Source organism: Enterococcus sp. DIV1096b (assembly GCF_050498765.1).
Taxonomy (GTDB): domain Bacteria; phylum Bacillota; class Bacilli; order Lactobacillales; family Enterococcaceae; genus Enterococcus_D; species Enterococcus_D entomosocium.
Genome location: NZ_JBMHEK010000001.1, coordinates 3,560,001 through 3,582,029, shown reverse-complemented (window position 1 = coordinate 3,582,029; position 22,029 = coordinate 3,560,001). Strand labels below are relative to the sequence as shown.

The window sequence follows — 22,029 nt, the reverse complement described above, 5'->3', positions numbered from 1 at the left end:
ATGCTCCTATCTGCTATTTAACAACTAGCTTCCCATTTGAGATCGTGGTTACGACACTCCCATTGGTAGTGATTATACCTGCTTTTTGCTTAAACGTACAGGTGGCTTTAGTGGACGTGTGAGTTAATGAACTAGAAGTGATACTTCCTCTGTGAGCAACTAAACTTAAATTCGAAGTGCCTGTAAATTGATTGCGGCTATTGACCGTGACATTGTAACTAGCGGTCCAATTACCGGTGGATGTTTTTGACACGCGATACGTTCCTGCTGCCAGATTTGCCCGGAATGACGGCAATTTTTCAATGGTCAAAATCAACTCGTTGCCTTCTTCATCTACGGTGATCAGCTGCTCATAGGGACTATCTGATGCTAAGTCGTAAACGAGTTCAGGTTCTTCCACTGTTTGGGCGGCAGCTGGGAGAGCAAAGAAGAAACAAATAAAAATAAACGGCACAAAAAATAATTTTTTCACAAATACCACTCCTTGTACTTTTGATAGTTTAAGTATACAAGGTTTGGCTAGTTAAAGAAAGCACAAGCTAATTTGCAACGGCAACGGATGGTTTACAGTTGTTGCTAGAGCAGCATTTCATAGGCTTTTTTTTTAGGGTGTCGAGAAATTTTAAACGTAATGGTTCATTCAAAAGGTCTTCGTTTTTTAGGTTTCTGACAATGAAACGTTGCTTTTTAAAAGAAACGTTAAAGAAGCGGTTGCTTTAGTTTTAACCAAACCTAGCTGTAAAAGGAAACAAAAAAGCGAAAGAGAAGGTAACGTTTCGCGCCGTTAAAACGACAAACGTAAGACCTCCTTCCGCTTTTTTGCGGCCAATTTTATTCTCCTAAATCAATATCCTTTTGATGGTCACCATCTTTTTTATAAACGTTCACCACGGATTCTTTGTTTTCGGCAATTTCTTTGGCACGGGCGATGGCCTCTGCTTTATTGTCGAAATGATCACTGGCACGTTTTGCTCCTTTGGAACGGACTTGCCATTGGTCCTCTTCATACACAACTTCAACATCCGCATTCATTAATTTTTTCGCATTTTTATTGGTTTGATGGGAATCGTCTTTTTGCGGATTTTTCTCTTTCTGAAAAGCTTTCTTCTCCTCTTCATCTGCATTGTCATACCATTTTTCTGCTTGACTCGTGGCGATCGGGATCGCCCGATCATCGGAATAGCCATCGGCTAGCAGGGCATTGGCGATATCGATCGCTTTTTTACGAACTAAGGGGTCTAGATTCTTCATTGACGCAGGATAATCACGGACATTCCAAGGCATTGTTTGGTTCCTCCTTTTTCTTGATCCAAAGTCATTTTCCTAGGGGTTCCTTTTTACAGGCACCACCAGATATTACTTATTAGTTTACCCCCTTCTATAAAAAAGTGAAATCATTTGCTTTCTGGTCAAAAATGAGGGCACTTTCTTTTTTCATTTTCTAATAAACGAGGATTTATTTTTGTTAACAAAGCGTTATATTTCCCAAAAAAAAATGAATGGTTTAGAATTTTATTATAGAGAAAAGGAGGACGTAAGAATGAGTGAACCTATTTTGACTGATCCACGGGAACTTTATCACACGGGTAAATACAGCAAACAGGAACAAGATACGCCTGCTTTACAAGAAGAAATGCGACCAAAACCTGATTGTGGTGAAGACTCTTATGAGGGAAGTCAGCAGTTAGAAAACCGGCGGGTACTGATTACCGGTGGGGATTCTGGGATCGGACGAGCAGCAGCGATTGCCTTCGCTCGTGAAGGAGCAGACATTGCCCTGCACTTTTTCCCAGGAGAAGAAGAAGATGCCGAAGAAGTTGCAGGGTACATCAAAGAAGCCGGACGCAAAGTGATTTTGCTACCCTATGACCTGCGAGACGAAGCGGCACCACAAGAGATTGTTGACAAAGCGGTAGTAGCATTAGGTGGGTTAGATACATTAGTATTGAACGCAGCACAGCAAATCACGCGGCCATCGATTGCAGAATTACCGATTGAACAAGTGAAAGACACCTTTATGGTAAACATTATCTCAATGTTTGCATTAGTGAAAGCAGCTGAACCACACTTACCGGCTGGAGGAGCGATCGTGACAACGACTTCTGTCCAAGCCTTTAGTCCAAGTGCCCATTTAATGGATTATGCGGCAACCAAATCGGCGATCGCCAGTTTTACAGTCAGCTTGGCGAAACAATTTGCTGAAAAAGGGATTCGGGTCAATGGGGTAGCCCCAGGACCAATCTGGACACCATTACAGTTAGATCATGGCCAACCGCAAGACAAGCTGCCTGAATTTGGTCAGCAAGCATTACTGGAGCGGGCAGGACAACCAGCTGAGCTGGCACCCGTCTATGTCTTTTTAGCTTCCAATAAAGCTAGCTATGTGACAGCACAGATTTATGGTGTTACCGGCGGAGAAGCCATCAACTTGTAAGCTTATCAAAAAATCGGAGAAAAAGGAGGAGGTGTCCTATGAGTAAAGGGTGGAAAATCGTATCAATCATCGTTTCGTTGATCTTTATCACTGTCTTATTACCAATCGTTTTAATGAGTAATCCTTACATGCAGCTGCCATTTGGTTTGGACAGCAGAGGCAATGTCGTCACGTATTTCTTTGACAACTTGTTTATGCGTCAATATATGTTTTGGGTAGCCGTTGTTTTAATCGCCGTATTCTTGATCGTGATCTTAGTCGTGCTGTTTTATCCAAAAACTAAAACAACCTTTGTTTTGAAAGAGGATAAGGGCGCATTGACGATCGATAAGAAAGCGATCGAAGGACTTGTACGTACGAAAGTAAATGAAAAAGAATTTGTTGAAGGACCAAAAGTTCATGTCAAGGCGACCAAAAATCGAATTTTAATCAAAATCAAAGGCCGCTTGAAACGGACGTCTGCCTTAGTTGGCAAAACCGAAAACTTAATGGCGGAAATCCAACAAGATGTCCAACGAGTGCTTGGCTCAAGTGAAAAAGTCAAAGTCGAAGTCAATTACGCGAATTTTGAACAAAATGAGACTCCGGAAAACCCGCGAGTAGAATAGGAGGGCTATGATGAACGAACTACAACAATACAAAATCCCATTGATTTTTGGAGCAATCGGCCTTGTTCTGGCTGTGTTGTTTGTAACGATCGGTTTTTTCAAAACATTGCTGATTCTACTCCTAACAGGTTTGGGTTTTGCGCTAGGATTGTATCTCCAACGTACCGGTATCATCGACGAATTTTTTAACCAACAATAACGTATTTTATAGGAGGAATTTTTAATGAATAACGATAAAAACGAATTAAACAATGAAAAAAATGTCAGTGCACATCCAGATCCAGTGGTTCCCAACAGCAATCATCAAGCCAATGAAAATGCGATTCCAATGACTGAATCACCTGATCCAGTGGTACCAAATGCTGAAAAAGCAGTAGCAGGACAACAAAATGGACCAAAACCAGGGGATCATCCAGCACCAGGAAATCCAGATCCAGCCGGACATCATCCAGCACCGCCAAAACCTGGCCACAACGATTTTGAGGGACCAACCGGGGAAGCACCCGTTCATGGTTCATTGACCTATGATGACAAAGTGATCCAAAAAATTATCGGAATTGCATTAGAAAATGTAGATGGCCTGTTGACGGTCGATGGTGGTTTCTTCTCTAATATTGCTGAAAAATTAGTTAGTACAGATAATGTGACTGCCGGTATCAATACTGAAGTTGGGAAAAAACAAGTAGCCGTTGATTTAGATATCGTGGTTGAATACGACCGCAACATCCCAGAAATCGCTGAACAAGTCAAAGAAGTCATTCAAAAAGAAGTAACGACAATGACCCAATTAGAAGTGATCGAAGTCAACATCAACGTTGTAGATGTAAAAACGATCGCTGAATACGAAGAGGAACAAGAAACGGTTCAAGACAAAGTAACGTCAGCGGCTTCTAAAACCGGCGACTTTGCTTCACGTCAAACCAACAAAGCCAAACATGCGGCTTCCCGCGCGTCTGATCGTATCGAAGAATACAACGAACCTCGCGTGAAATAAAAAAGTTTCATATGAAACAAAAACAAGCATTGATCCTGTGATCAATGCTTGTTTCTTTGAGAAAAAAGCTGACCAGGAGGGTTGGCAGCCTTGCTGGTCAAGGAAAAATGAAAAAAGTTTTTTGGATTGAAATGAGTATAATTTCTATGCCTTAAACCAACCTTAAAGCCCCAGTTAAAAAATGGTAAATTCTCCTAGAAAGCAATCTCTGGCTATTGCATCACACTGCTTTTTGCGTTAAAGTAGGAACTAGTCTGTGAAACATTTTTCTGTTTCACAAAATAGAAAGGATTCGTTATGCTACCTGAAGAATTTCATGAAGAATTACGCAAAAACGGGATCGTTTTAACCGAAGAACAAATGGAAAAATTCGCTGTCTATTTCGAGCGTTTAGTCGAATGGAATCAGAAGATGAATCTAACCGCAATCACGGAAAAATCAGAAGTGTATTTAAAGCATTTCTACGATTCTGTTTCCTTAGCTTTTGAAACCGCCTTTGACCCGCAAAGTCATTTGTGCGATGTCGGTTCAGGTGCTGGCTTTCCAAGTATTCCACTAAAAATCGTGTTTCCTGAATTAGAAGTGACGATCGTCGACTCTTTAAATAAGCGCATCACCTTTTTACAAACTCTTGTGACGGATCTACAATTGGAAAATGTCCACTTGTACCATGACCGTGCAGAAACATTTGGTCAAAACCCGCAATTTCGTGGGCAATTCGATTATGTGACCGCTCGAGCGGTTGCCCGTTTGAATGTGTTAACGGAACTCTGTGTGCCATTGGTGAAAAAAGCAGGCTATTTTTATGCGCTCAAAGCTGCCAAAAGCGAGGAAGAACTGGTTGAAGCCAAACCAGCGATCTCACTCTTAGGCGGCAAATTTATTGAAGAAAAAAGCTTTACCTTACCGGTCAGCGGCGATGAACGCCATCTTTTGATCATTCAAAAGAAAAAAGAAACGCCAAAGAAATACCCCCGCAAACCGGGAATGCCAGCGAAACAACCAATTAAATAGGAGGAAAATCAATGGCCCGTATTATTTCTGTTGCAAACCAAAAAGGCGGCGTAGGCAAAACCACCACAACGGTGAACCTAGGTGCGTCCTTAGCATTTGTCGGCAAAAAAGTGTTACTCGTAGATATTGATGCCCAAGGCAACGCCACAAGCGGTGTCGGCATTCGCAAACCAGATGTGGAACAAGACATCTATGATGTATTAGTCAATGAAACACCGATCGTTGAAGCGATTTTACCTAGCAGCCGAGAAAACTTGGATATCGTTCCAGCGACGATCCAATTAGCTGGTGCGGAAATTGAATTGACCTCCATGATGGCACGGGAATCTCGATTGAAATCGGCTTTGAATGAAATCAAAGAACAATACGATTATATCTTTATCGATTGCCCGCCATCTTTAGGTCATTTGACGATCAATGCCTTTACCGCCAGTGATTCGATTTTGATCCCAGTCCAGTGTGAGTACTATGCATTGGAAGGGCTGAGCCAACTATTGAATACCGTGCGTTTAGTACAAAAACATTTTAACCCTGAGTTAGAGATCGAAGGGGTCTTACTGACGATGTATGATGCCCGCACGAACTTAGGCGCGGAAGTCGTGGAAGAAGTCCGCCGCTATTTCCAAGAAAAAGTATACGAAACCATTATTCCGCGGAATATCCGGTTGTCTGAAGCACCTAGTCATGGATTGTCGATCATTGATTATGATCCACGCTCAAAAGGAGCCGAAGTCTATCAGACGTTAGCAAAGGAAGTGTTAGCCCGTGAAGAATAAAGGGAAAGGATTAGGGCGTGGGATCGATGCGTTGTTTCAAGACCTGCAAGGGTTAGAAGAAGTCGATATCAAGACAGAAAAAGTCGTTGAACTGCCTTTAAACGAATTAAGACCCAACCCTTATCAACCGCGAAAAACCTTTGATGAGCTTTCATTACAAGAACTGGCCAATTCGATCCAGCATTCGGGGGTCTTTCAACCGATCATCGTGCGGCAATCATCCGTCAAAGGCTATGAGATCATTGCTGGTGAACGCCGGTTTCGAGCGTCCAAATTAGCTGGCAAGGAAACGATCCCAGCCATCATCCGCAATTTTGATGAAGAAGCGATGATGCAAGTCGCCGTTTTAGAAAACTTGCAGCGGGAAGATTTAAATCCTTTAGAAGAAGCAGAAGCCTATGACATGCTGATGAAGAACTTGAAATTGACCCAAGCACAAGTCGCTGAACGTTTAGGGAAAAGCCGCCCGTATATCGCCAATTATTTGCGGTTACTGTCCTTGCCGAAACTCGTCAAAGAAATGGTTCAAGATGACCGTTTGTCTATGGGGCAAGCCCGGACATTATTAGGCTTGAAAAACAAAGAACAGATCTTAAAATTAGCCAATCGTTGTGTCAAAGAAAATCTGACAGTCCGCCAATTAGAACAAATGGTCGCTGAGATGAACGACACGAAAAACGAAAAGAAAAAAGTGCCGCGTCTGATTCGGGAAAAACCGTACTATTTACGAGAAAGCGAAGAACGGTTGATGGATAAATTCGGCACGAATGTCGAGATCCGCGAAAAAGAAGGCAAAGGAAAAATCGAGATCGAATACCTGTCACAAAAAGATTTAACCCGTATTTTAGATTTATTGAACATTCAATTTGATGAAGCTTGAGGTGATAAAGATGTATGATCTTGGGGATATTGTCGAAATGAAAAAACCGCATGCCTGCAAAGCCAATCGTTGGGAAATCATCCGCATGGGGGCAGACATCAAAATAAAGTGTACGAATTGCGGCCACATCGTCATGATGACGCGCCGAGAATTTGATAAAAAGATGAAGAAAATCCTAGAAAAAAAAGAGAAAGAGTGAAGTGAAGCATGGCGTTAACTGCCGGAATCGTTGGATTGCCAAATGTGGGCAAATCTACTTTATTTAATGCAATAACCAAAGCAGGAGCAGAAGCCGCAAACTATCCGTTTGCGACGATCGATCCGAATGTAGGAATGGTGGAAGTGCCAGATTGGCGCTTACAGCGTTTAACAGAATTAGTCCGTCCGAAAAAGACAGTCCCAACCACCTTTGAATTTACGGATATTGCTGGAATCGTCCGCGGTGCCAGCAAAGGGGAAGGATTAGGTAACCAATTTTTGAGCCATATCCGCCAAGTGGATGCGATCTGTCATGTCGTTCGTTGTTTCGACGACGACAACATCACCCACGTGGAAGGCCGCGTGGACCCATTAGCTGATATCGACACCATCAACTTGGAGTTGGTTTTAGCAGATTTAGAATCCGTCAACAAGCGCTATACTCGGGTCGCAAAAATTGCTAAAACCAAAGACAAAGATGCGGTTGCGGAATTGGCCGTTCTTGATAAAATCAAACCGGTCCTAGAAGAAGGGATCTCAGCTCGTTCGATCGAATTTACAGATGAAGAACAGCGCATCGTCAAAAGTTTGTTTTTACTAACGACCAAACCAGTTTTATACGTTGCCAACGTAGCAGAAGAAGACGTGGCAGACTATGAAACCAATGACTATGTCAACAAAGTGAAGGAATTTGCAGCGAGCGAAAATGCGGAAGTGATCGTCATCAGTGCTCGTGCCGAAGAAGAGATCGCTGAGCTGGAAGAAGAAGACAAAGCAGAGTTTTTAGAAGCATTAGGAATTGAAGAATCAGGGTTGGATCAATTGATTCGTGCTGCCTATGATTTGCTGGGTCTAGCAACGTACTTTACCGCTGGTGAACAAGAAGTGCGTGCGTGGACGTTCCGTAAAGGCATCAAAGCACCGCAAGCAGCGGGGATCATCCATACGGACTTTGAGCGCGGCTTTATTCGTGCGGAAACTGTTTCCTTTGAAGATCTGAACCAATACGGCACGATGCAAGCGGCCAAAGAAGCCGGTCGGGTACGTTTGGAAGGAAAAGATTATGTCGTGCAAGATGGCGACGTGATGTTGTTCCGTTTTAACGTATAAAGGGCTTTCTTCCCAGTGAATTTGTGGTAAAATGTCCATTGTGAAGAAAACGCAGAAGGGAGAATCAATTCATGGAACCAGAAACTCTGCGAAATTATGTTTCCGAAAATCGTGAATTAGAACAACAATTAACAAAACGAAACCAACAATATATATTTGATTTAAAAAAATCGCTAGAGGCAGCCAACCTTTCTGAAGAAGAAAAAACGATTGCCTTGCATGAGATGCTGCCTGTCTTAGTCAAAGAACAAAAAGGCGGCAAAACAGCCCGCCAATTATTTGGTACAGTGTCTGAACGCACCGAAGCCATCATCAACAAACCCGTTGAGCAAAAAGAATCCGGCCCCTTCTTGATGTGGTTGGATAACACCTTGCTGATTTTAGGGATCTTTGGCTTGATGCTAGGGGTTATGGGAATCTTTACTAGAGGTCAAGCACAACCTTATGGCTTATTGACCCTCTTCTTGATGGCGATGCTTGCTGGTTGGGTCTTCTACTTGATGTACAAATACATGTATCAATATGAACGCCCAGGTGCCGATAAGAGCAAACGGCCGAAGATGTGGAAGATCATTTTGATTTTAGTTGCCGCCTTCATGCTATGGATCGTTGTGATCTCGCTTTCTGCGATGATCCAACCACCATTGAATCCACAAGTGGATCCTGTGATCGAAGCCTTGATCGGGGCAGTGGCATTAGCAGCGAAGTACTACTTGAAACGCAAATACAATATCATCAGCAGTCTGTCTGTTCCTAGAGGCTGATGGCTACACGTTGATCGTGCGCCTTCTTTTGTTAAAAAAGACCGCACGATCAGCGTGTTTTTTTAGAAAAAATGGCGAATTATGAGATTTGACCAAAGGTTTGAAGAGGATTATTAAGAAAGCTTTCCGAATGGTTGACTTATGAAAAAATCTTTGCTATTTTTTTTAAAATACCTAAAAACTTTAAGGAGTGGTTACAAAAATGTCCAACTGGGAAACCAAATTTGTAAAAAAAGGGTTAACGTTTGATGATGTCTTATTGATTCCGGCAGAAAGTCACGTCTTGCCAAATGACGTGGATATGAAAGTGCAGCTTGCCCCGAATATTACACTAAATATTCCAATCATAAGTGCCAGTATGGATACCGTAACTGATAGTAAAATGGCGATCTCAATGGCGCGTCAAGGCGGACTTGGCGTGATTCACAAAAACATGAGTATCGCCGCGCAAGCAGATGAAGTGCGCAAAGTAAAACGTTCTGAAAGCGGCGTGATCATCGATCCGTTTTTCTTAACACCAAGTCACTTAGTTGCTGATGCAGAACATTTGATGAGCAAGTACCGCATCAGCGGGGTACCGATCGTAGAAACGATGGAGAACCGCAAATTAGTCGGTATCATCACGAACCGCGACATGCGTTTTGTCACGGATTATACGATGCCGATCAATGATGTGATGACCAAAGACCAATTGATCACAGCACCTGTCGGTACTTCGTTGAAAGATGCGGAAAAAATCTTACAACAACACAAGATCGAAAAATTACCGATCGTTGATGAAGCAGGGATCTTAAGCGGTTTGATCACCATCAAAGATATTGAAAAAGTGATCGAATTCCCGAATGCAGCCAAAGACACGCATGGACGCCTATTAGTGGCAGCAGCAGTCGGCGTTACCAGCGATACCTTTGAACGTGCACAAGCATTATTGGATGCAGGCGTGGACGCGATCGTCATTGATACTGCCCATGGACACAGTGCCGGTGTTTTACGCAAAATCTCTGAAATTCGTGCACATTTCCCAGAAGCGACATTGATTGCTGGAAATGTTGCCACTGCAGAAGGCACGAAAGCATTGTATGATGCTGGTGTCGATGTCGTAAAAGTCGGGATCGGTCCAGGATCGATCTGTACTACTCGGGTGGTAGCCGGTGTCGGAGTTCCTCAATTGACAGCGATCTATGATGCAGCCTCTGTGGCACGTCAATATGGCAAAGCAATCATTGCCGATGGTGGGATCAAGTACTCTGGCGATATCGTCAAAGCTTTAGCAGCTGGCGGACATGCTGTAATGCTCGGTAGCATGTTGGCAGGAACTGACGAATCACCAGGTGAATTTGAAATCTATCAAGGCCGTCGCTTCAAAACGTACCGCGGAATGGGTTCATTGGGGGCAATGGAAAAAGGCTCCAGCGACCGTTACTTCCAAGGGGGCGTAAATGAAGCCAACAAATTGGTTCCAGAAGGCATTGAAGGACGTGTCGCTTATAAAGGCAGCGTTTCTGATATCATCTTCCAAATGATCGGCGGGTTGAAATCAGGGATGGGTTATGTCGGTGCCGGCAATCTGCAGCAATTACGTGATGAAGCACAATTCATCCAAATGAGCGGCAACGGACTAAAAGAATCACATCCCCACGATGTTCAAATCACGAAAGAAGCACCAAACTACTCCGTAAAATCATAAAATGTTTCACGTGAAAACCAACGCCCCCTCTGTTCAAAAGTGGACAGAGGGGGCGTTGGTTCTAAAAAAGGGTGCCGATCTTGCCAAAATGGCTGAGATCGGCACCCTTTTCTCTAAAATCGCTGCTGGATGATCAGCAAATCGCTTTAGCAGCAGTTTATTCGTTTGATTTCAATGCATCGATCATGTTGACATGAGTCAGTTTCACATGGGTGACGTACATCACGATGATCGTAAAGAGAATCGTCATGCCGCCGGCTAAAGCATAAGCCGGCCAATTGATCACTAATGGAAAGACCATGTTCTCCATCGAAGCTTGGATCAAAATAAAGTCAGTCAAGAAGTAACCTACCACGTAACCGGCGAGAATCCCAAATAACGTAAAGACGATATTTTCTCGTACGATGTACATAGTCACTTCCTTATTGTAAAACCCTAATACTTTGATAGTAGAAAGCTCGCGAATCCGCTCGGAAACATTGATGTTGGTCAAGTTATACAAGACGACAAAGGCTAATGCCCCTGATAATACAACTAAGATCAAGACAATGGCGTTCAAGTTACCCATCGAATCATCCTGCATTTTAATCTGAGTGGAAAGGAACGTCGTGTTTTTGACTTTGTCGGTATCTAACAAGGCTGTTGATAAAGCTTCCTCTTGTTTTTTCGTCATCGTCTTGCTTTTGACTAAGAACGCATTTGGTTCAAAGGTACTATTGGTGATTTCTTCATAAACGGTCGGCGACAGATAAAGAGAATTGCCTAAATAATTTTCTGCGATGCCACTAATAGGTACTTCATAGGCTTCTTGATCGCTGGTATAGAAGGTCAATGTATCGCCAACGTGCAAATCATATAATTCTGCGTACTTCATAGTCAGCACGGCACCCTCTGTTAATGACAGCTTCTGTCCTGCCGTCGTTTTCAAATGGACATAGTCTGCAAAAGCATCTTGATCTGCCGGAACCATCAAGGTCAGACTTTGTTTTCCTTGGTTAGCCGGTCGAATCTCGATCGTTTCATTGTAGACTAGCATCGAATGGGTCAAAAGAGGCTCGTCTGTTAAAACCGTTTCAGCGGCAGCAACGGTTTCTTCCTTCGCATCATTTAAGGTCACGACGGCTTGATAATCCGTAATGGGCCCAAATTGTTTTGCAGTCACGGCACTTAGAGAATCTTTCAACCCAACGCCTGCCACCATCAGTCCCGTACAACCGGCGATGCCAATGATTGCCATGATCATTCGCGATTTGTAGCGGAAGATGTTACGGAAGCTGACTTTTTGATTGAAGCTTAAACGGGACCATAAGGGGGTAATTGCTTCTAATAAAATCCGTTTCCCGGGCTTTGGTGCGCGAACTTGCAGCAGCTGGGCAGGTTTTTCCCGCAATTCTTTGATCAGAACAAACAGACAGGCACCAAGCGTCGCCAGTAAAAAGGCGATTGCGGCCAAAATAATTGGCGACCAGACATAATAGACGCGAATCCCGTCTAAAAGATACCGTTCGCTGGATAGGAAATAGATCAAACGTGGCAACAGTTCGGTTCCTAATACGGCACCACTAATAATGCCAATGGCCGAAGAAAGGAGGGCATAAATCAAATATTTAAGGGAGATCTCGACTTTGCCATAGCCCATCGCTTTTAAGGTACCGATCTCTTTGCGGTTTTCTTCTACCATCCGCGTCAGTGTCGTAAAGGTGATCAACGCAGCGATAAAGAAGAAGAAGACAGGAAACACATTGGCGATCGCTGCGATACGATCAGACAGCCCACCATATTCTTGGAAACCGGGATTGTCTTTGCGTTGGTTGTAAAGATACGTCGGCTCTGCCAAGTCTTCGATCTCTGCCCGTTTTTCTGCCAGTGTTTGTTGGGCATCGGTTAGTTCTTGTTGCTGTTCATCTAATTGGTCTTGCTGCTGTGTCAATTCTGCTTCTCCAGCCGCCAATTGGCCTTCGAGGGCTGCTTGTTGTACGGGCGGCAGCTGTGCCAAGGCGGCTTGCTGTTGTTCTAGTTCCGCTTTGGCCTGATCCAGTTGGGCTTGTCCATCAGCTAACTGTTTTTGTCCATCGCGGACTTCTTTTTCTGCAGGGGCTAATTCATCAAAAGCGTCTTGTTGAATTTCTGCTAAGCGTTCCTTAGGACGGTCCGCAAACAGTTCCTCAATCGTTTCTTGATGGGCTGCCATCTTGTCGGTGTACGTATCGGAGTATGTTTCAAGCCCGGCGACATCATCAAAGGCGAGATAGAGGATCGATTTGACCTCCATCGTGAACTGTTCTTCCGGTACATAAGCAAAGTACGTCACGACACCGCTGCCGACATTTGCATAGCCCCGTTCGGCAGCACTGATATAAATGGGAGAAGTGGCAAACCCAACGATCGTATACTCTTTGTCCGACAGATTATCGGCATCATCGATCGTAAAAGTATCACCTATTTGCCAGCCATAATTTTTTGCTTCGGTGTCCAGCACGATTTCATCGGCTTTTTCTGGCAGTCGGCCGTCCTTCACCAGTAACTGGTTGAGTTCCTGTGAGGGGTCATAGGAGGTCACTTGCACGACTTCATCTGAATTGGCAGCGTAATAAAATTGATAGGCGGCTTCTGTGTGAGCACCGCTTTTTTCCGCGGCATCAATGTCTTCCTCTGTCAATCCCAGTGTTGAAGTGACTTGCAGATCTGCTAATTGCTGGCCGTTGACATATTCACTCGCGGAATGGTTCAGGATCGGGCCGGTTGCTTTGACACCGACAAAGAGAAACGTTCCTAAAAAAATGATCAAGGTGATTGCGATAAAGCGGCCTTTTGATTGGCGAATCTCTCGCAAACTTGCTTTAAGATAGGTCTTATTTTTCATCAGATCCTCCTACCAAACGATTTCATCGATCGAGATGGGATGAGGATTCTCTTCAATGGAACGGACAGTGGCATCGTTGATATGGATCACCCGATCGGCGATCGGGGCAATGGCGCTATTATGGGTGATGATCAACACCGTATTGCCATTTTTCCGGCTAGCGTTTTGCAAAAGCTTCAACACTTGTTTTCCTGTTTCAAAGTCCAAAGCACCAGTCGGTTCATCGCATAGCAGCAGTTTCGGGTTTTTGGCTAACGCCCGAGCGATCGATACCCGCTGCTGTTCCCCACCAGAAAGCTGAGAAGGAAAGTTGTTTTTGCGGTTTTCTAACCCGACTTGGGCCAAGACTTCATCAGGATCGAGTGCATTCGGGGAGACTTCAGTAGCCAATTCAATGTTTTCTTTTGCTGTCAGATTTGGGACCAAATTATAAAACTGGAAGACAAACCCAACGTCTGTACGGCGGTATTCTGTTAATTGTTTGTCGTTAAACTTCGCGATATCGACATTGTCGATAATGATTTCTCCTTCATCTGGCGAGTCCATCCCGCCTAAGATATTCAAAACGGTCGATTTTCCGGCACCACTAGGTCCAAGAATCACCACTAATTCGCCTTCTTCAATGGCAAAGGAAAGATCATTGTTGGCAGTGATAGTGGTTTCGCCCATCTGATAGCGTTTATATTCATTCTTTACTTCAACATAACTCATTAATAAAGCCTCCATTTTTTAAACACGTGTTGATTTAATCACATGGTGTTAGTATACTAAGAAAGAAAAGTAAGAGCAATCCTCAATGCTTGCTTATTTGTCATTAAATAGACAAATATTGATTAAATGTACAGAGAAAAGGGGAAACGATATGGTAGGGACTGTCGGGAACCGTCGAACGATCTACTCGAAAAAAGTGATCCGGCGCGCCTTTCAGGAGTTATTGTTGGAAAAAGAGTATCGCAAAATCACGATCAAAGAGATTGCGGAACGAGCAGATATCAATCGGGGAACATTTTATAAATATTATAAGGACACAGCCGCTTTGTTGGAGGAGATCGAAGGGGAGCTCGTTGAGCAGATCGCATCGAACTTGCAGCAGGAAAATTTGTCATTGGATCTTTGGCTGGAAAAACTATTGACGATTTTGTATGAGAATCCTAGTACCACCCATTTGATTTTGTTGAACAACAGCCATTTGCTGAATCTTTTGTTGTCAGAAATCAAACCGGAGACCTTGAAACGATTTGCCCAATACTTTCAAGATGCTTCCGAGGAAGAATTGGAACTGTGCCTTAGCTTTTTTGTCTGCGGGTCTATCGGTTTGATCGAACGCTGGCTCAAAGATTTTTCAACGATGCCGCCAAAAGCTGTCGCTGATCTATTGATTCAAATTTTTGTGACTAATGTGTATGAAGAAAAGAAGGGCTAAAAAAGAGGGAATGATCCAATAACTAAAAAGGAACGCAGCAAGAGACAATTTGCTGCGTTCCTTTTTCTCTTAATCAACGAGGCGTTCATCGTTCATCCCAAAGTATTGATGCAACGGTTTTTGCCGTGCTTCTAATAATTGATCGACGGTCACGAATTCGTAGCCTTCGTTTTTGAGTGTTTTAATGACTCCCGGTACGGCTTTCACAGATTTCGGGTGAATATCATGGATCAAGATCATGGCACCATTAAAGACATTTTGTTGAACCAAGGCATTGATTTTCTTCGGATCCTTCAATTTCCAGTCTTGAGAATCGATGTCCCATTGAATGATCGGCATGCCGATGGTTTCTGCGCTTTGTTTGTCGATAGCGCCATAAGGGGGCCGTAAATTCCTAGGTAGTAAACCCGTCGCATGGTAAATGGCTTTATTGGTTTTCGTAACTTCTGCCTGCAAATCTTCCGCTGAAAGAGTATTCAGCTGCGGATGAGAGTATGAATGACTGGCGATCTCGTGCCCGGCTTCTTGGACTTTTTTGGCAGCTTGTGGATATTGCTCAACCATTTGTCCCAGCATAAAGAAGGTCGCTTTGACGTCATTTTCTTGTAAGATGTTCAAAAGATCCATAGTGGAGGTACTGTTGGGTCCATCATCAAAGGTCAATGCCACGTATTTTTTATTGGGGTCAAGACTTGGCAAGGCATTGTTGAGTTGGTCAGCATCCACGAGATCAGGATCAATGAATGGGGCGATCTCGCTGTAAGACAGGGTGATTTCTGTCGCTTCCGTCTGATTTTTTGGCAATTCGATGGTCAGCTTTTCCGGATCATAAGTAAATTTCGAATCGAAGGTGATCCGCTCCATGGCCAAGACGGCGTCGATGATTTTTGCGGGTTCCTTGGCTTGATCCAGCAGTTTCTGTTGAATGACTTGTTGAATACCTAATAAGCTGCCTTCATCAGGAACAAGTTCTTTCAAAGACAATTCGGTTTGCGTCTTCTCTGATACGAAGATCGGTGCATCTGTTAAACGATCAGCATCTTCAAAACGACCGGTTTCTCGATTCCATACATAGCTGTCGGCTTTTAATGAATAGGTAGAGACTTTTGCAGCTACCGTTTGTGCTTGGATACGGGCAACGGTGACGACTTCTTTTTCCGTTTGTTTTTTGCGCAATGACTCAGCGGCTTTTGTCAACCGGTCTTTGATATCTTTGATGGGAAACGCATCGAGGTCTTGCGGGCGGTAGATCAGTTCTTTGTTTGCTCCTTCTGAGAGCACTTCAGGCGTTGTTTTTAACCCATTTTGGCTTTGTTCTGCTTGGATTGATGCCAGTAATTTCTCTGCAGCTGCCTCATATTTTGCTTTGGCCGCAACTTCTTGTTGGTGCAAGGTGTAAAGAACCGAGCCAGCCGTTGCGATCAAAACGATCAATAATAAGGCAAATAAGGAAAAAATTGCTTTCCGATACGGCTTCTTTCTCGAGGGTGGTCCTTTCGGTCTTTCTTCAGCTGATGCTGTTCGTTTTTGATTATTGTTTGGTTTCTTGTGCAAGTCACTCCGACGGGCATAGGTCTTTCGTTCGGGCATTGGTGAAGCTCCCTTCATTCCATCCTAAATTATGCCCACGTTACCATAAGTCATAGGCACTTTCAACGATCATGCCCGGTTTCTGATAGAGGATTAAAAAGACAAAGGGATTTTTCTAATTATTCGCTTAAAAATTACAGCCTTGTTGCGTTGTTTCTCTTGCAAGAAGTGATCAAAGTGGTTAGGGGGATGGAAACCACTCTAGGCTACGTAAACAAGAAAACCCCTAGGCAACAGCTCACGCGGTGTGACTGTTCTCTAGGGGTTGCTACTGAGGTTACTAAGGCTTAGGCTTTTTCAATTTTTGTCAGTCCACCCATATAAGGAACCAGAACTTCTGGTACCGTTACACTGCCGTCTTCGTTTTGATAATTTTCAAGCACTGCGGCTACCGTCCGACCGACAGCCAAACCAGAGCCGTTTAGTGTATGCATGTAGTGAATCTTGCCCTCTTGATCACGGTAACGGATCATGGCACGACGTGCTTGGAAGTCTTCACAGTTTGAGCAAGAGCTGATCTCACGATACATCTCTTGGGCAGGGATCCATACTTCTAAATCATAGGTCTTCGCTGCAGAAAAGCCCATATCTCCTGTACACAAGCTAAGCACACGGTAAGGTAAATTGAGTTTTTGCAAAATATCTTCGGCATTAGCCGTCATTTTCTCTAATTCTTCATAAGAATGTTCTGCATCACTGAATTTCACCATTTCGACTTTATTGAATTGGTGCAAGCGAATCAAACCGCGAGTGTCACGGCCAGCGCTGCCGGCTTCTGAACGAAATGATGGGCTCAAGGCAGTGAAGTAGGCAGGGAGCTGTTCTTGTTCTAAGATCTCCCCTTGATAGTAGTTGGTCAAAGGTACTTCCGCAGTCGGGATCAAAGTCAAATCAGTGTCTGCCAATTGGAAAACATCTTCTTTAAACTTCGGAAATTGCCCAGTACCGAACATTGCTTGGCTGTTGACGATATACGGGGTGATCATCTCCGTATACCCATGCTCATAAACATGCTGATCCAACATGAAGTTGTATAAGGCACGTTCCAAACGAGCACCTAAGCCTTTGTAGTAAACAAAACGGCTACCAGAAACTTTGGCACCCCGCTCAAAGTCGAGAATCCCCAAGTCTTCTGCGATCTCCCAATGGGGTTTTGGTTCAAAGGCAAAGGTTTTTGGGTCTGCCCAACGGCGGACTTCTACATTGTCATCTTCATCTTTGCCCACCGGAACAGAATCATTCGGCAAGTTCGGCAACGTCGTGGCGATCTCTTTGATGTCTTCATCAATTTGAGCGATCTCTTCATCCAATTGCTTAATTTGGCTGCCGACTTCTTTCATTTGGGCAATTTTATCTGCCGCATCTTCTTTCGCCCGTTTCAAGGCGGCGATCTCACCAGAAACCTCATTACGCAATTTCTTGCGCTCTTCCGTTTGGACTAAGAGTTCTCGGCGACGCTCATCAAGTGTTAAAAAGCGGTCCAACACTTCTTTTTGGACACCTCGTGTTGCGAGTTTGCTTTGTACTTCAGCAAAATTTTGGCGAATCATTTTTACATCTAACATAGTGATACATCCTCCTTTGATTTTTCCATAGAAAAAAGGCCATTCCAATCCCGTATTGCTTGGGACGAAATGACCATTCGCGGTGCCACCCAAGTTCAGCTTGCGCTGCCCTTGCTGCTCGTATCGTGAGCCAACGATTTTTCTTTCGAAAAATACACGTTAAAGAACTGGATTCTATTTTTTCCAACACTGATTTTCACCAACCATCAGCTCTCTATACAGATGAAAAAAATATACTAGGTTCTGTGCCTTGATTATTTTCTCTAGCATACCCAAAAAATGTTGGGTCGTCAACCATAGGTTTGTGTGTTGGATAAGTTGTTGCGTTTCAACGGGAGATGGATAATAAAGGACGTCCATTCCGGCGTTGACTTGGCATAGATATAGCCGCCATGTAAGGCGACGATGCTTTGAGCGATCGCTAGACCTAAGCCAGTTCCTCCTGTTTCTTGAGAGCGGGATTCTTCCACTCGGTAGAAACGGTCGAATAGAGAATCAAGGGCTTGCTTAGGGATCATTTGCCCATTGTTTTTGACTGTTAAGATCGCTTCGGTCCCGACTTTCTCGACTTCCATGCGGATCTTATCGGCGCCTTTGCCGTATTTCAAGGCATTCGAAAGCAAGTTATTGAAGACCCGCACCAGTTTTTCGGTATCGCCATCCATCTCGATGTGTTCCGGACGGGTGTATGTTTCAATCTTGATGCCTTTCCGACTAGCTTCTAATTCAAAGTCCGCCGCCAATTGTTCCACTAGCTGGGCCATGTCAAATTCCATCACATTGATTGGGACGCTAGGCTGGCGCACTTTTGTATATTCAAACAAATCATCGACAAGGGATTTCATTTGCTTGGCTTTGACATACGCCGTATGGGTATATTTCAGCAATTCTTCTTCTGAATGGTATTGTCGATCTTCAATTAGACCTAAATAGCCGATGATCGAAGTCAACGGTGTTCGAATGTCATGACTGACATTGGTAATCAGCTCATCTTTGGATTGCTCGATCCGTCGTTCATCTTCAATCGCCGCCACCGTACTGTCGACTAAGCCATTGATATTAGAAACGATCCGACTTAAATCGCCCCGTAACTCGAAGGGAATGCGATGATCGTAATTGCCTTCCGCAATAAAATGAAGCTCGCTGATGATGTGACGTAGCTGCATTTGATGGTAGCGACGAATCAAACGCCAATATAAGACGATCACATCTAATAGGAAGAACATCGGTAGAATGAAGTTGCGCCCACTGCGGAAGATATCTGTATTAAAGGCAGATGTGAAAGCATTCTTCGATGCGTAGATGGCATCAACTAAATCTGGTGAATTTTCAACGATTGAGGTCAAGATGACCAAAATAGCGATATTTAATAGAAGTAAAAGAACAATCGTTACAATTCCTTCGGCAAATAACTCACTGATTTCCTTTGAGGTCAGCGTGATCCGTTTCTTTTTTTCGATGGGTGTGTTGCGCTTTTTTTCAGTTGGTTTACTTCGCATCTATTTTGTAGCCGACCCCCCATACTGTTTGGATGACTTTTTCACCATCCGTGGCTTCTTCGATCTTATCTCGTAAGTGACTGACATGGACCATAACTGTTTTGGCAGAAACGACACTTTCTTGTTTCCAAACTCGTTCAAAAATCTCATCGGCGCTAAAGACACGGTTCGGATGCGATGCCAGCAAGTAGAGGATACCGAATTCTAATGCAGTCAATTGAATTTCGTTGCCATCGACGGTTTTTACTTCATGGGAATCGCGATTGATAATAAGGGAGCTTACTTCTAGAATCTCTGGTTGATTTGAAGCAGCCTGCATCTTGGTTCTTCTCAATAGCGATTTTACCCGGGCCATAACTTCTAATGGGTTGAAAGGTTTGGTGACATAATCATCCGCACCGGCGACCAATCCACGAATCTTATCCATATCGGTTGTTTTAGCGGTCAGCATAATAATAGGGATTTGGGATTCTTTTCTCAATTCTTTCACGACTTGCATGCCATCCATTTCTGGCATCATGATATCTAAGATCAATAGTTCGATATCAGAAGTGGTGCGGATCTTGGTCAGTGCTTCTTTTCCATCATATGCTTTGACCGATTCATAACCTTCATTGTGTAAATAAATGCTTAATAGTTCTACGATCTCTTTGTCATCATCTGCTACAAGTATTTTCATACTGGGTCCTCCTAGGAACAATATTCTTTTCTCCATTTTAGCAAATATTCCACAAAATAGATAAAATCATACTTAAATTTATAAGAATGATAGGAATTAAGAAAACACAAAAAGGAAAAAGACGAACGATAGGCAAATAATAACGGAAAAAGTCCTTAAAAAAGGCGGAAATCACGGACTAAAAATCACGAATCATCTTTGGAAACGGAGTAACTAGAAACGTTGGTCTATCAATCATTTTATGGTTGACGAATAGCGCAAGTCTTGGTATATTATTACATGTGCCAAATGACTAAACGAATTCGTAAAAAGAATTTAAAAAAGTGGTTGACGCACAGCTCGACAGATGATATTATAACGAAGTCGCAATTTTAAAATAGTTAATCGATGTTGATACATCAACAAAATTAATTAAAAAAAGTTGTTGACAAATAACAAATCATTTGTTATTCTAATGAAGTCGCTGAGACAGCCGCTGCGAAGTTGAAAAACAACGAGCGAAAAAAACTTTTAAAAAAGAGTTGACAATCAAACGTCGCTCTGATATGATATAAAAGTTGCTAACACAGCACTGTAGACCTTTGAAAACTGAACAAAGCAAGCAAACGAACCAATGTGTAGGACGTTTCAATTTATTGAAACAAATACATGCAAGCAATAGCTAGCAAAGTTAATTTTTATGAGCTTAATGACCGTATGGTCATTCAAACAAATCATTATGAGAGTTTGATCCTGGCTCAGGACGAACGCTGGCGGCGTGCCTAATACATGCAAGTCGAACGCTTTTTCTTTCACCGGAGCTTGCTCCATCGAAAGAAAAAGAGTGGCGAACGGGTGAGTAACACGTGGGTAACCTGCCCATCAGAAGGGGATAACACTTGGAAACAGGTGCTAATACCGTATAACACTATTTTCCGCATGGAAGAAAGTTGAAAGGCGCTTTTGCGTCACTGATGGATGGACCCGCGGTGCATTAGCTAGTTGGTGAGGTAACGGCTCACCAAGGCAACGATGCATAGCCGACCTGAGAGGGTGATCGGCCACACTGGGACTGAGACACGGCCCAGACTCCTACGGGAGGCAGCAGTAGGGAATCTTCGGCAATGGACGAAAGTCTGACCGAGCAACGCCGCGTGAGTGAAGAAGGTTTTCGGATCGTAAAACTCTGTTGTTAGAGAAGAACAAGGATGAGAGTAGAACGTTCATCCCTTGACGGTATCTAACCAGAAAGCCACGGCTAACTACGTGCCAGCAGCCGCGGTAATACGTAGGTGGCAAGCGTTGTCCGGATTTATTGGGCGTAAAGCGAGCGCAGGCGGTTTCTTAAGTCTGATGTGAAAGCCCCCGGCTCAACCGGGGAGGGTCATTGGAAACTGGGAGACTTGAGTGCAGAAGAGGAGAGTGGAATTCCATGTGTAGCGGTGAAATGCGTAGATATATGGAGGAACACCAGTGGCGAAGGCGGCTCTCTGGTCTGTAACTGACGCTGAGGCTCGAAAGCGTGGGGAGCGAACAGGATTAGATACCCTGGTAGTCCACGCCGTAAACGATGAGTGCTAAGTGTTGGAGGGTTTCCGCCCTTCAGTGCTGCAGCAAACGCATTAAGCACTCCGCCTGGGGAGTACGACCGCAAGGTTGAAACTCAAAGGAATTGACGGGGGCCCGCACAAGCGGTGGAGCATGTGGTTTAATTCGAAGCAACGCGAAGAACCTTACCAGGTCTTGACATCCTTTGACCACTCTAGAGATAGAGCTTCCCCTTCGGGGGCAAAGTGACAGGTGGTGCATGGTTGTCGTCAGCTCGTGTCGTGAGATGTTGGGTTAAGTCCCGCAACGAGCGCAACCCTTATTGTTAGTTGCCATCATTTAGTTGGGCACTCTAGCGAGACTGCCGGTGACAAACCGGAGGAAGGTGGGGATGACGTCAAATCATCATGCCCCTTAT

20 protein-coding genes, 1 rRNA gene and 1 other annotated feature (1 of these 22 cut by a window edge) are annotated in these 22,029 nt (G+C 43.8%); of the genes, 13 read left to right on the top strand and 8 right to left on the bottom strand.

The window, feature by feature from the left end; genetic code table 11:
• Positions 1-13: 13 nt before the first annotated feature.
• Together IGJ17_RS16830 and IGJ17_RS16825 are read right to left on the bottom strand one after the other, a co-directional pair.
• The gene (locus IGJ17_RS16830; RefSeq protein WP_005232933.1) at positions 14-481 is read right to left on the bottom strand and encodes a DUF5626 family protein; all 468 of its coding nucleotides are present in this window, start codon (positions 479-481) and stop codon (positions 14-16) included.
• A gap of 350 nt (positions 482-831) precedes the next feature.
• Positions 832-1,284: a DUF2188 domain-containing protein gene (locus IGJ17_RS16825; RefSeq protein ID WP_086332827.1), complete on the bottom strand. Its 453-nt coding sequence runs from the start codon at positions 1,282-1,284 to the stop codon at positions 832-834.
• A 256-nt stretch (positions 1,285-1,540) separates the two neighbouring features.
• Here IGJ17_RS16825 and IGJ17_RS16820 point away from each other — a divergent pair, with 256 nt between their 5' ends.
• From IGJ17_RS16820 to guaB, 11 genes are all read left to right on the top strand, one after another.
• The gene (locus tag IGJ17_RS16820) at positions 1,541-2,434 is read left to right on the top strand and encodes an SDR family oxidoreductase (protein WP_429961621.1); all 894 of its coding nucleotides are present in this window, start codon (positions 1,541-1,543) and stop codon (positions 2,432-2,434) included.
• 38 nt (positions 2,435-2,472) lie between these two features.
• Positions 2,473-3,042: an alkaline shock response membrane anchor protein AmaP gene (gene amaP, locus IGJ17_RS16815; RefSeq protein WP_005232936.1), complete on the top strand. Its 570-nt coding sequence runs from the start codon at positions 2,473-2,475 to the stop codon at positions 3,040-3,042.
• Positions 3,043-3,049: 7 nt separating this feature from the next.
• Positions 3,050-3,241: a DUF2273 domain-containing protein gene (locus tag IGJ17_RS16810; RefSeq protein WP_005226258.1), complete on the top strand. Its 192-nt coding sequence runs from the start codon at positions 3,050-3,052 to the stop codon at positions 3,239-3,241.
• A 24-nt stretch (positions 3,242-3,265) separates the two neighbouring features.
• Positions 3,266-4,036, top strand: a complete 771-nt coding sequence (locus tag IGJ17_RS16805; protein WP_429961620.1) for an Asp23/Gls24 family envelope stress response protein — start codon at positions 3,266-3,268, stop codon at positions 4,034-4,036.
• 297 nt (positions 4,037-4,333) lie between these two features.
• The gene (rsmG, locus tag IGJ17_RS16800; RefSeq protein WP_005226256.1) at positions 4,334-5,050 is read left to right on the top strand and encodes a 16S rRNA (guanine(527)-N(7))-methyltransferase RsmG; all 717 of its coding nucleotides are present in this window, start codon (positions 4,334-4,336) and stop codon (positions 5,048-5,050) included.
• An 11-nt stretch (positions 5,051-5,061) separates the two neighbouring features.
• Positions 5,062-5,826 (top strand): ParA family protein, encoded by a 765-nt coding sequence (locus tag IGJ17_RS16795; protein ID WP_005226255.1) that lies wholly within the window; start codon positions 5,062-5,064, stop codon positions 5,824-5,826.
• Complete coding sequence (locus IGJ17_RS16790; protein ID WP_005226254.1) at positions 5,816-6,706, top strand: ParB/RepB/Spo0J family partition protein; 891 nt, start codon at positions 5,816-5,818, stop codon at positions 6,704-6,706. Before IGJ17_RS16795 ends, IGJ17_RS16790 begins: the two co-directional genes overlap by 11 nt.
• Positions 6,707-6,716: 10 nt before the next feature.
• Entirely contained in the window at positions 6,717-6,905 is a 189-nt protein-coding gene (locus IGJ17_RS16785; protein ID WP_005226253.1) for a DUF951 domain-containing protein, read from the top strand.
• Between the two features lie 8 nt (positions 6,906-6,913).
• Positions 6,914-8,014 (top strand): redox-regulated ATPase YchF, encoded by a 1,101-nt coding sequence (gene ychF, locus IGJ17_RS16780; RefSeq protein WP_005226252.1) that lies wholly within the window; start codon positions 6,914-6,916, stop codon positions 8,012-8,014.
• A gap of 71 nt (positions 8,015-8,085) precedes the next feature.
• Positions 8,086-8,778 (top strand): DUF1129 domain-containing protein, encoded by a 693-nt coding sequence (locus tag IGJ17_RS16775; RefSeq protein WP_005226251.1) that lies wholly within the window; start codon positions 8,086-8,088, stop codon positions 8,776-8,778.
• 202 nt (positions 8,779-8,980) lie between these two features.
• Entirely contained in the window at positions 8,981-10,465 is a 1,485-nt protein-coding gene (gene guaB, locus IGJ17_RS16770) for an IMP dehydrogenase (protein ID WP_005226250.1), read from the top strand.
• A gap of 157 nt (positions 10,466-10,622) precedes the next feature.
• Here the strand turns inward: guaB and IGJ17_RS16765 are convergent, their stop codons facing one another.
• Entirely contained in the window at positions 10,623-13,328 is a 2,706-nt protein-coding gene (locus tag IGJ17_RS16765; protein ID WP_142437347.1) for an FtsX-like permease family protein, read from the bottom strand.
• A gap of 9 nt (positions 13,329-13,337) precedes the next feature.
• Positions 13,338-14,039 carry an ABC transporter ATP-binding protein gene (locus IGJ17_RS16760; protein ID WP_008376960.1) on the bottom strand — a complete coding sequence of 234 codons (702 nt, stop codon included), beginning with the start codon at positions 14,037-14,039 and terminating at the stop codon, positions 13,338-13,340.
• An 85-nt stretch (positions 14,040-14,124) separates the two neighbouring features.
• Between IGJ17_RS16760 and IGJ17_RS16755 the strand changes: the two genes are divergently transcribed.
• Positions 14,125-14,751 (top strand): TetR/AcrR family transcriptional regulator, encoded by a 627-nt coding sequence (locus IGJ17_RS16755; RefSeq protein ID WP_005232942.1) that lies wholly within the window; start codon positions 14,125-14,127, stop codon positions 14,749-14,751.
• Between the two features lie 69 nt (positions 14,752-14,820).
• Here IGJ17_RS16755 and IGJ17_RS16750 read toward each other — a convergent pair whose 3' ends face one another.
• From IGJ17_RS16750 to IGJ17_RS16735, 4 genes are all read right to left on the bottom strand, one after another.
• Complete coding sequence (locus IGJ17_RS16750; protein ID WP_429961619.1) at positions 14,821-16,341, bottom strand: polysaccharide deacetylase family protein; 1,521 nt, start codon at positions 16,339-16,341, stop codon at positions 14,821-14,823.
• Between the two features lie 287 nt (positions 16,342-16,628).
• Complete coding sequence (gene serS, locus IGJ17_RS16745) at positions 16,629-17,906, bottom strand: serine--tRNA ligase (protein ID WP_005232944.1); 1,278 nt, start codon at positions 17,904-17,906, stop codon at positions 16,629-16,631.
• 57 nt (positions 17,907-17,963) lie between these two features.
• Positions 17,964-18,161: a binding site (T-box leader), on the bottom strand.
• Positions 18,162-18,196: 35 nt separating this feature from the next.
• Positions 18,197-19,405, bottom strand: a complete 1,209-nt coding sequence (locus IGJ17_RS16740) for a sensor histidine kinase (protein WP_005232945.1) — start codon at positions 19,403-19,405, stop codon at positions 18,197-18,199.
• Positions 19,395-20,084: a response regulator transcription factor gene (locus IGJ17_RS16735; protein WP_008376963.1), complete on the bottom strand. Its 690-nt coding sequence runs from the start codon at positions 20,082-20,084 to the stop codon at positions 19,395-19,397. The genes IGJ17_RS16740 and IGJ17_RS16735 overlap by 11 nt, the downstream gene beginning before the upstream one ends.
• Before the next feature lie 714 nt (positions 20,085-20,798).
• Here IGJ17_RS16735 and IGJ17_RS16730 point away from each other — a divergent pair.
• Positions 20,799-22,029: ribosomal RNA gene (locus IGJ17_RS16730) — 16S ribosomal RNA — on the top strand; it runs 329 nt beyond the window's last position.

Bases quoted from the DNA above. Each gene is read 5' to 3' on its own strand.
- IGJ17_RS16795 (WP_005226255.1), top strand. From the start codon at position 5,062: ATGGCCCGTATTATTTCTGTTGCAAACCAAAAAGGCGGCGTAGGCAAA.
- rsmG (WP_005226256.1), top strand. From the start codon at position 4,334: ATGCTACCTGAAGAATTTCATGAAGAATTACGCAAAAACGGGATCGTT.
- IGJ17_RS16755 (WP_005232942.1), top strand. From the start codon at position 14,125: ATGCTTGCTTATTTGTCATTAAATAGACAAATATTGATTAAATGTACA.
- IGJ17_RS16775 (WP_005226251.1), top strand. From the start codon at position 8,086: ATGGAACCAGAAACTCTGCGAAATTATGTTTCCGAAAATCGTGAATTA.
- IGJ17_RS16760 (WP_008376960.1), bottom strand. From the start codon at position 14,039: ATGAGTTATGTTGAAGTAAAGAATGAATATAAACGCTATCAGATGGGC.
- guaB (WP_005226250.1), top strand. From the start codon at position 8,981: ATGTCCAACTGGGAAACCAAATTTGTAAAAAAAGGGTTAACGTTTGAT.
- IGJ17_RS16805 (WP_429961620.1), top strand. From the start codon at position 3,266: ATGAATAACGATAAAAACGAATTAAACAATGAAAAAAATGTCAGTGCA.
- IGJ17_RS16735 (WP_008376963.1), bottom strand. From the start codon at position 20,084: ATGAAAATACTTGTAGCAGATGATGACAAAGAGATCGTAGAACTATTA.
- amaP (WP_005232936.1), top strand. From the start codon at position 2,473: ATGAGTAAAGGGTGGAAAATCGTATCAATCATCGTTTCGTTGATCTTT.
- serS (WP_005232944.1), bottom strand. From the start codon at position 17,906: ATGTTAGATGTAAAAATGATTCGCCAAAATTTTGCTGAAGTACAAAGC.
- IGJ17_RS16740 (WP_005232945.1), bottom strand. From the start codon at position 19,405: ATGCGAAGTAAACCAACTGAAAAAAAGCGCAACACACCCATCGAAAAA.
- IGJ17_RS16825 (WP_086332827.1), bottom strand. From the start codon at position 1,284: ATGCCTTGGAATGTCCGTGATTATCCTGCGTCAATGAAGAATCTAGAC.
- ychF (WP_005226252.1), top strand. From the start codon at position 6,914: ATGGCGTTAACTGCCGGAATCGTTGGATTGCCAAATGTGGGCAAATCT.
- IGJ17_RS16820 (WP_429961621.1), top strand. From the start codon at position 1,541: ATGAGTGAACCTATTTTGACTGATCCACGGGAACTTTATCACACGGGT.
- IGJ17_RS16810 (WP_005226258.1), top strand. From the start codon at position 3,050: ATGATGAACGAACTACAACAATACAAAATCCCATTGATTTTTGGAGCA.
- IGJ17_RS16750 (WP_429961619.1), bottom strand. From the start codon at position 16,341: ATGCCCGAACGAAAGACCTATGCCCGTCGGAGTGACTTGCACAAGAAA.
- IGJ17_RS16765 (WP_142437347.1), bottom strand. From the start codon at position 13,328: ATGAAAAATAAGACCTATCTTAAAGCAAGTTTGCGAGAGATTCGCCAA.
- IGJ17_RS16785 (WP_005226253.1), top strand. From the start codon at position 6,717: ATGTATGATCTTGGGGATATTGTCGAAATGAAAAAACCGCATGCCTGC.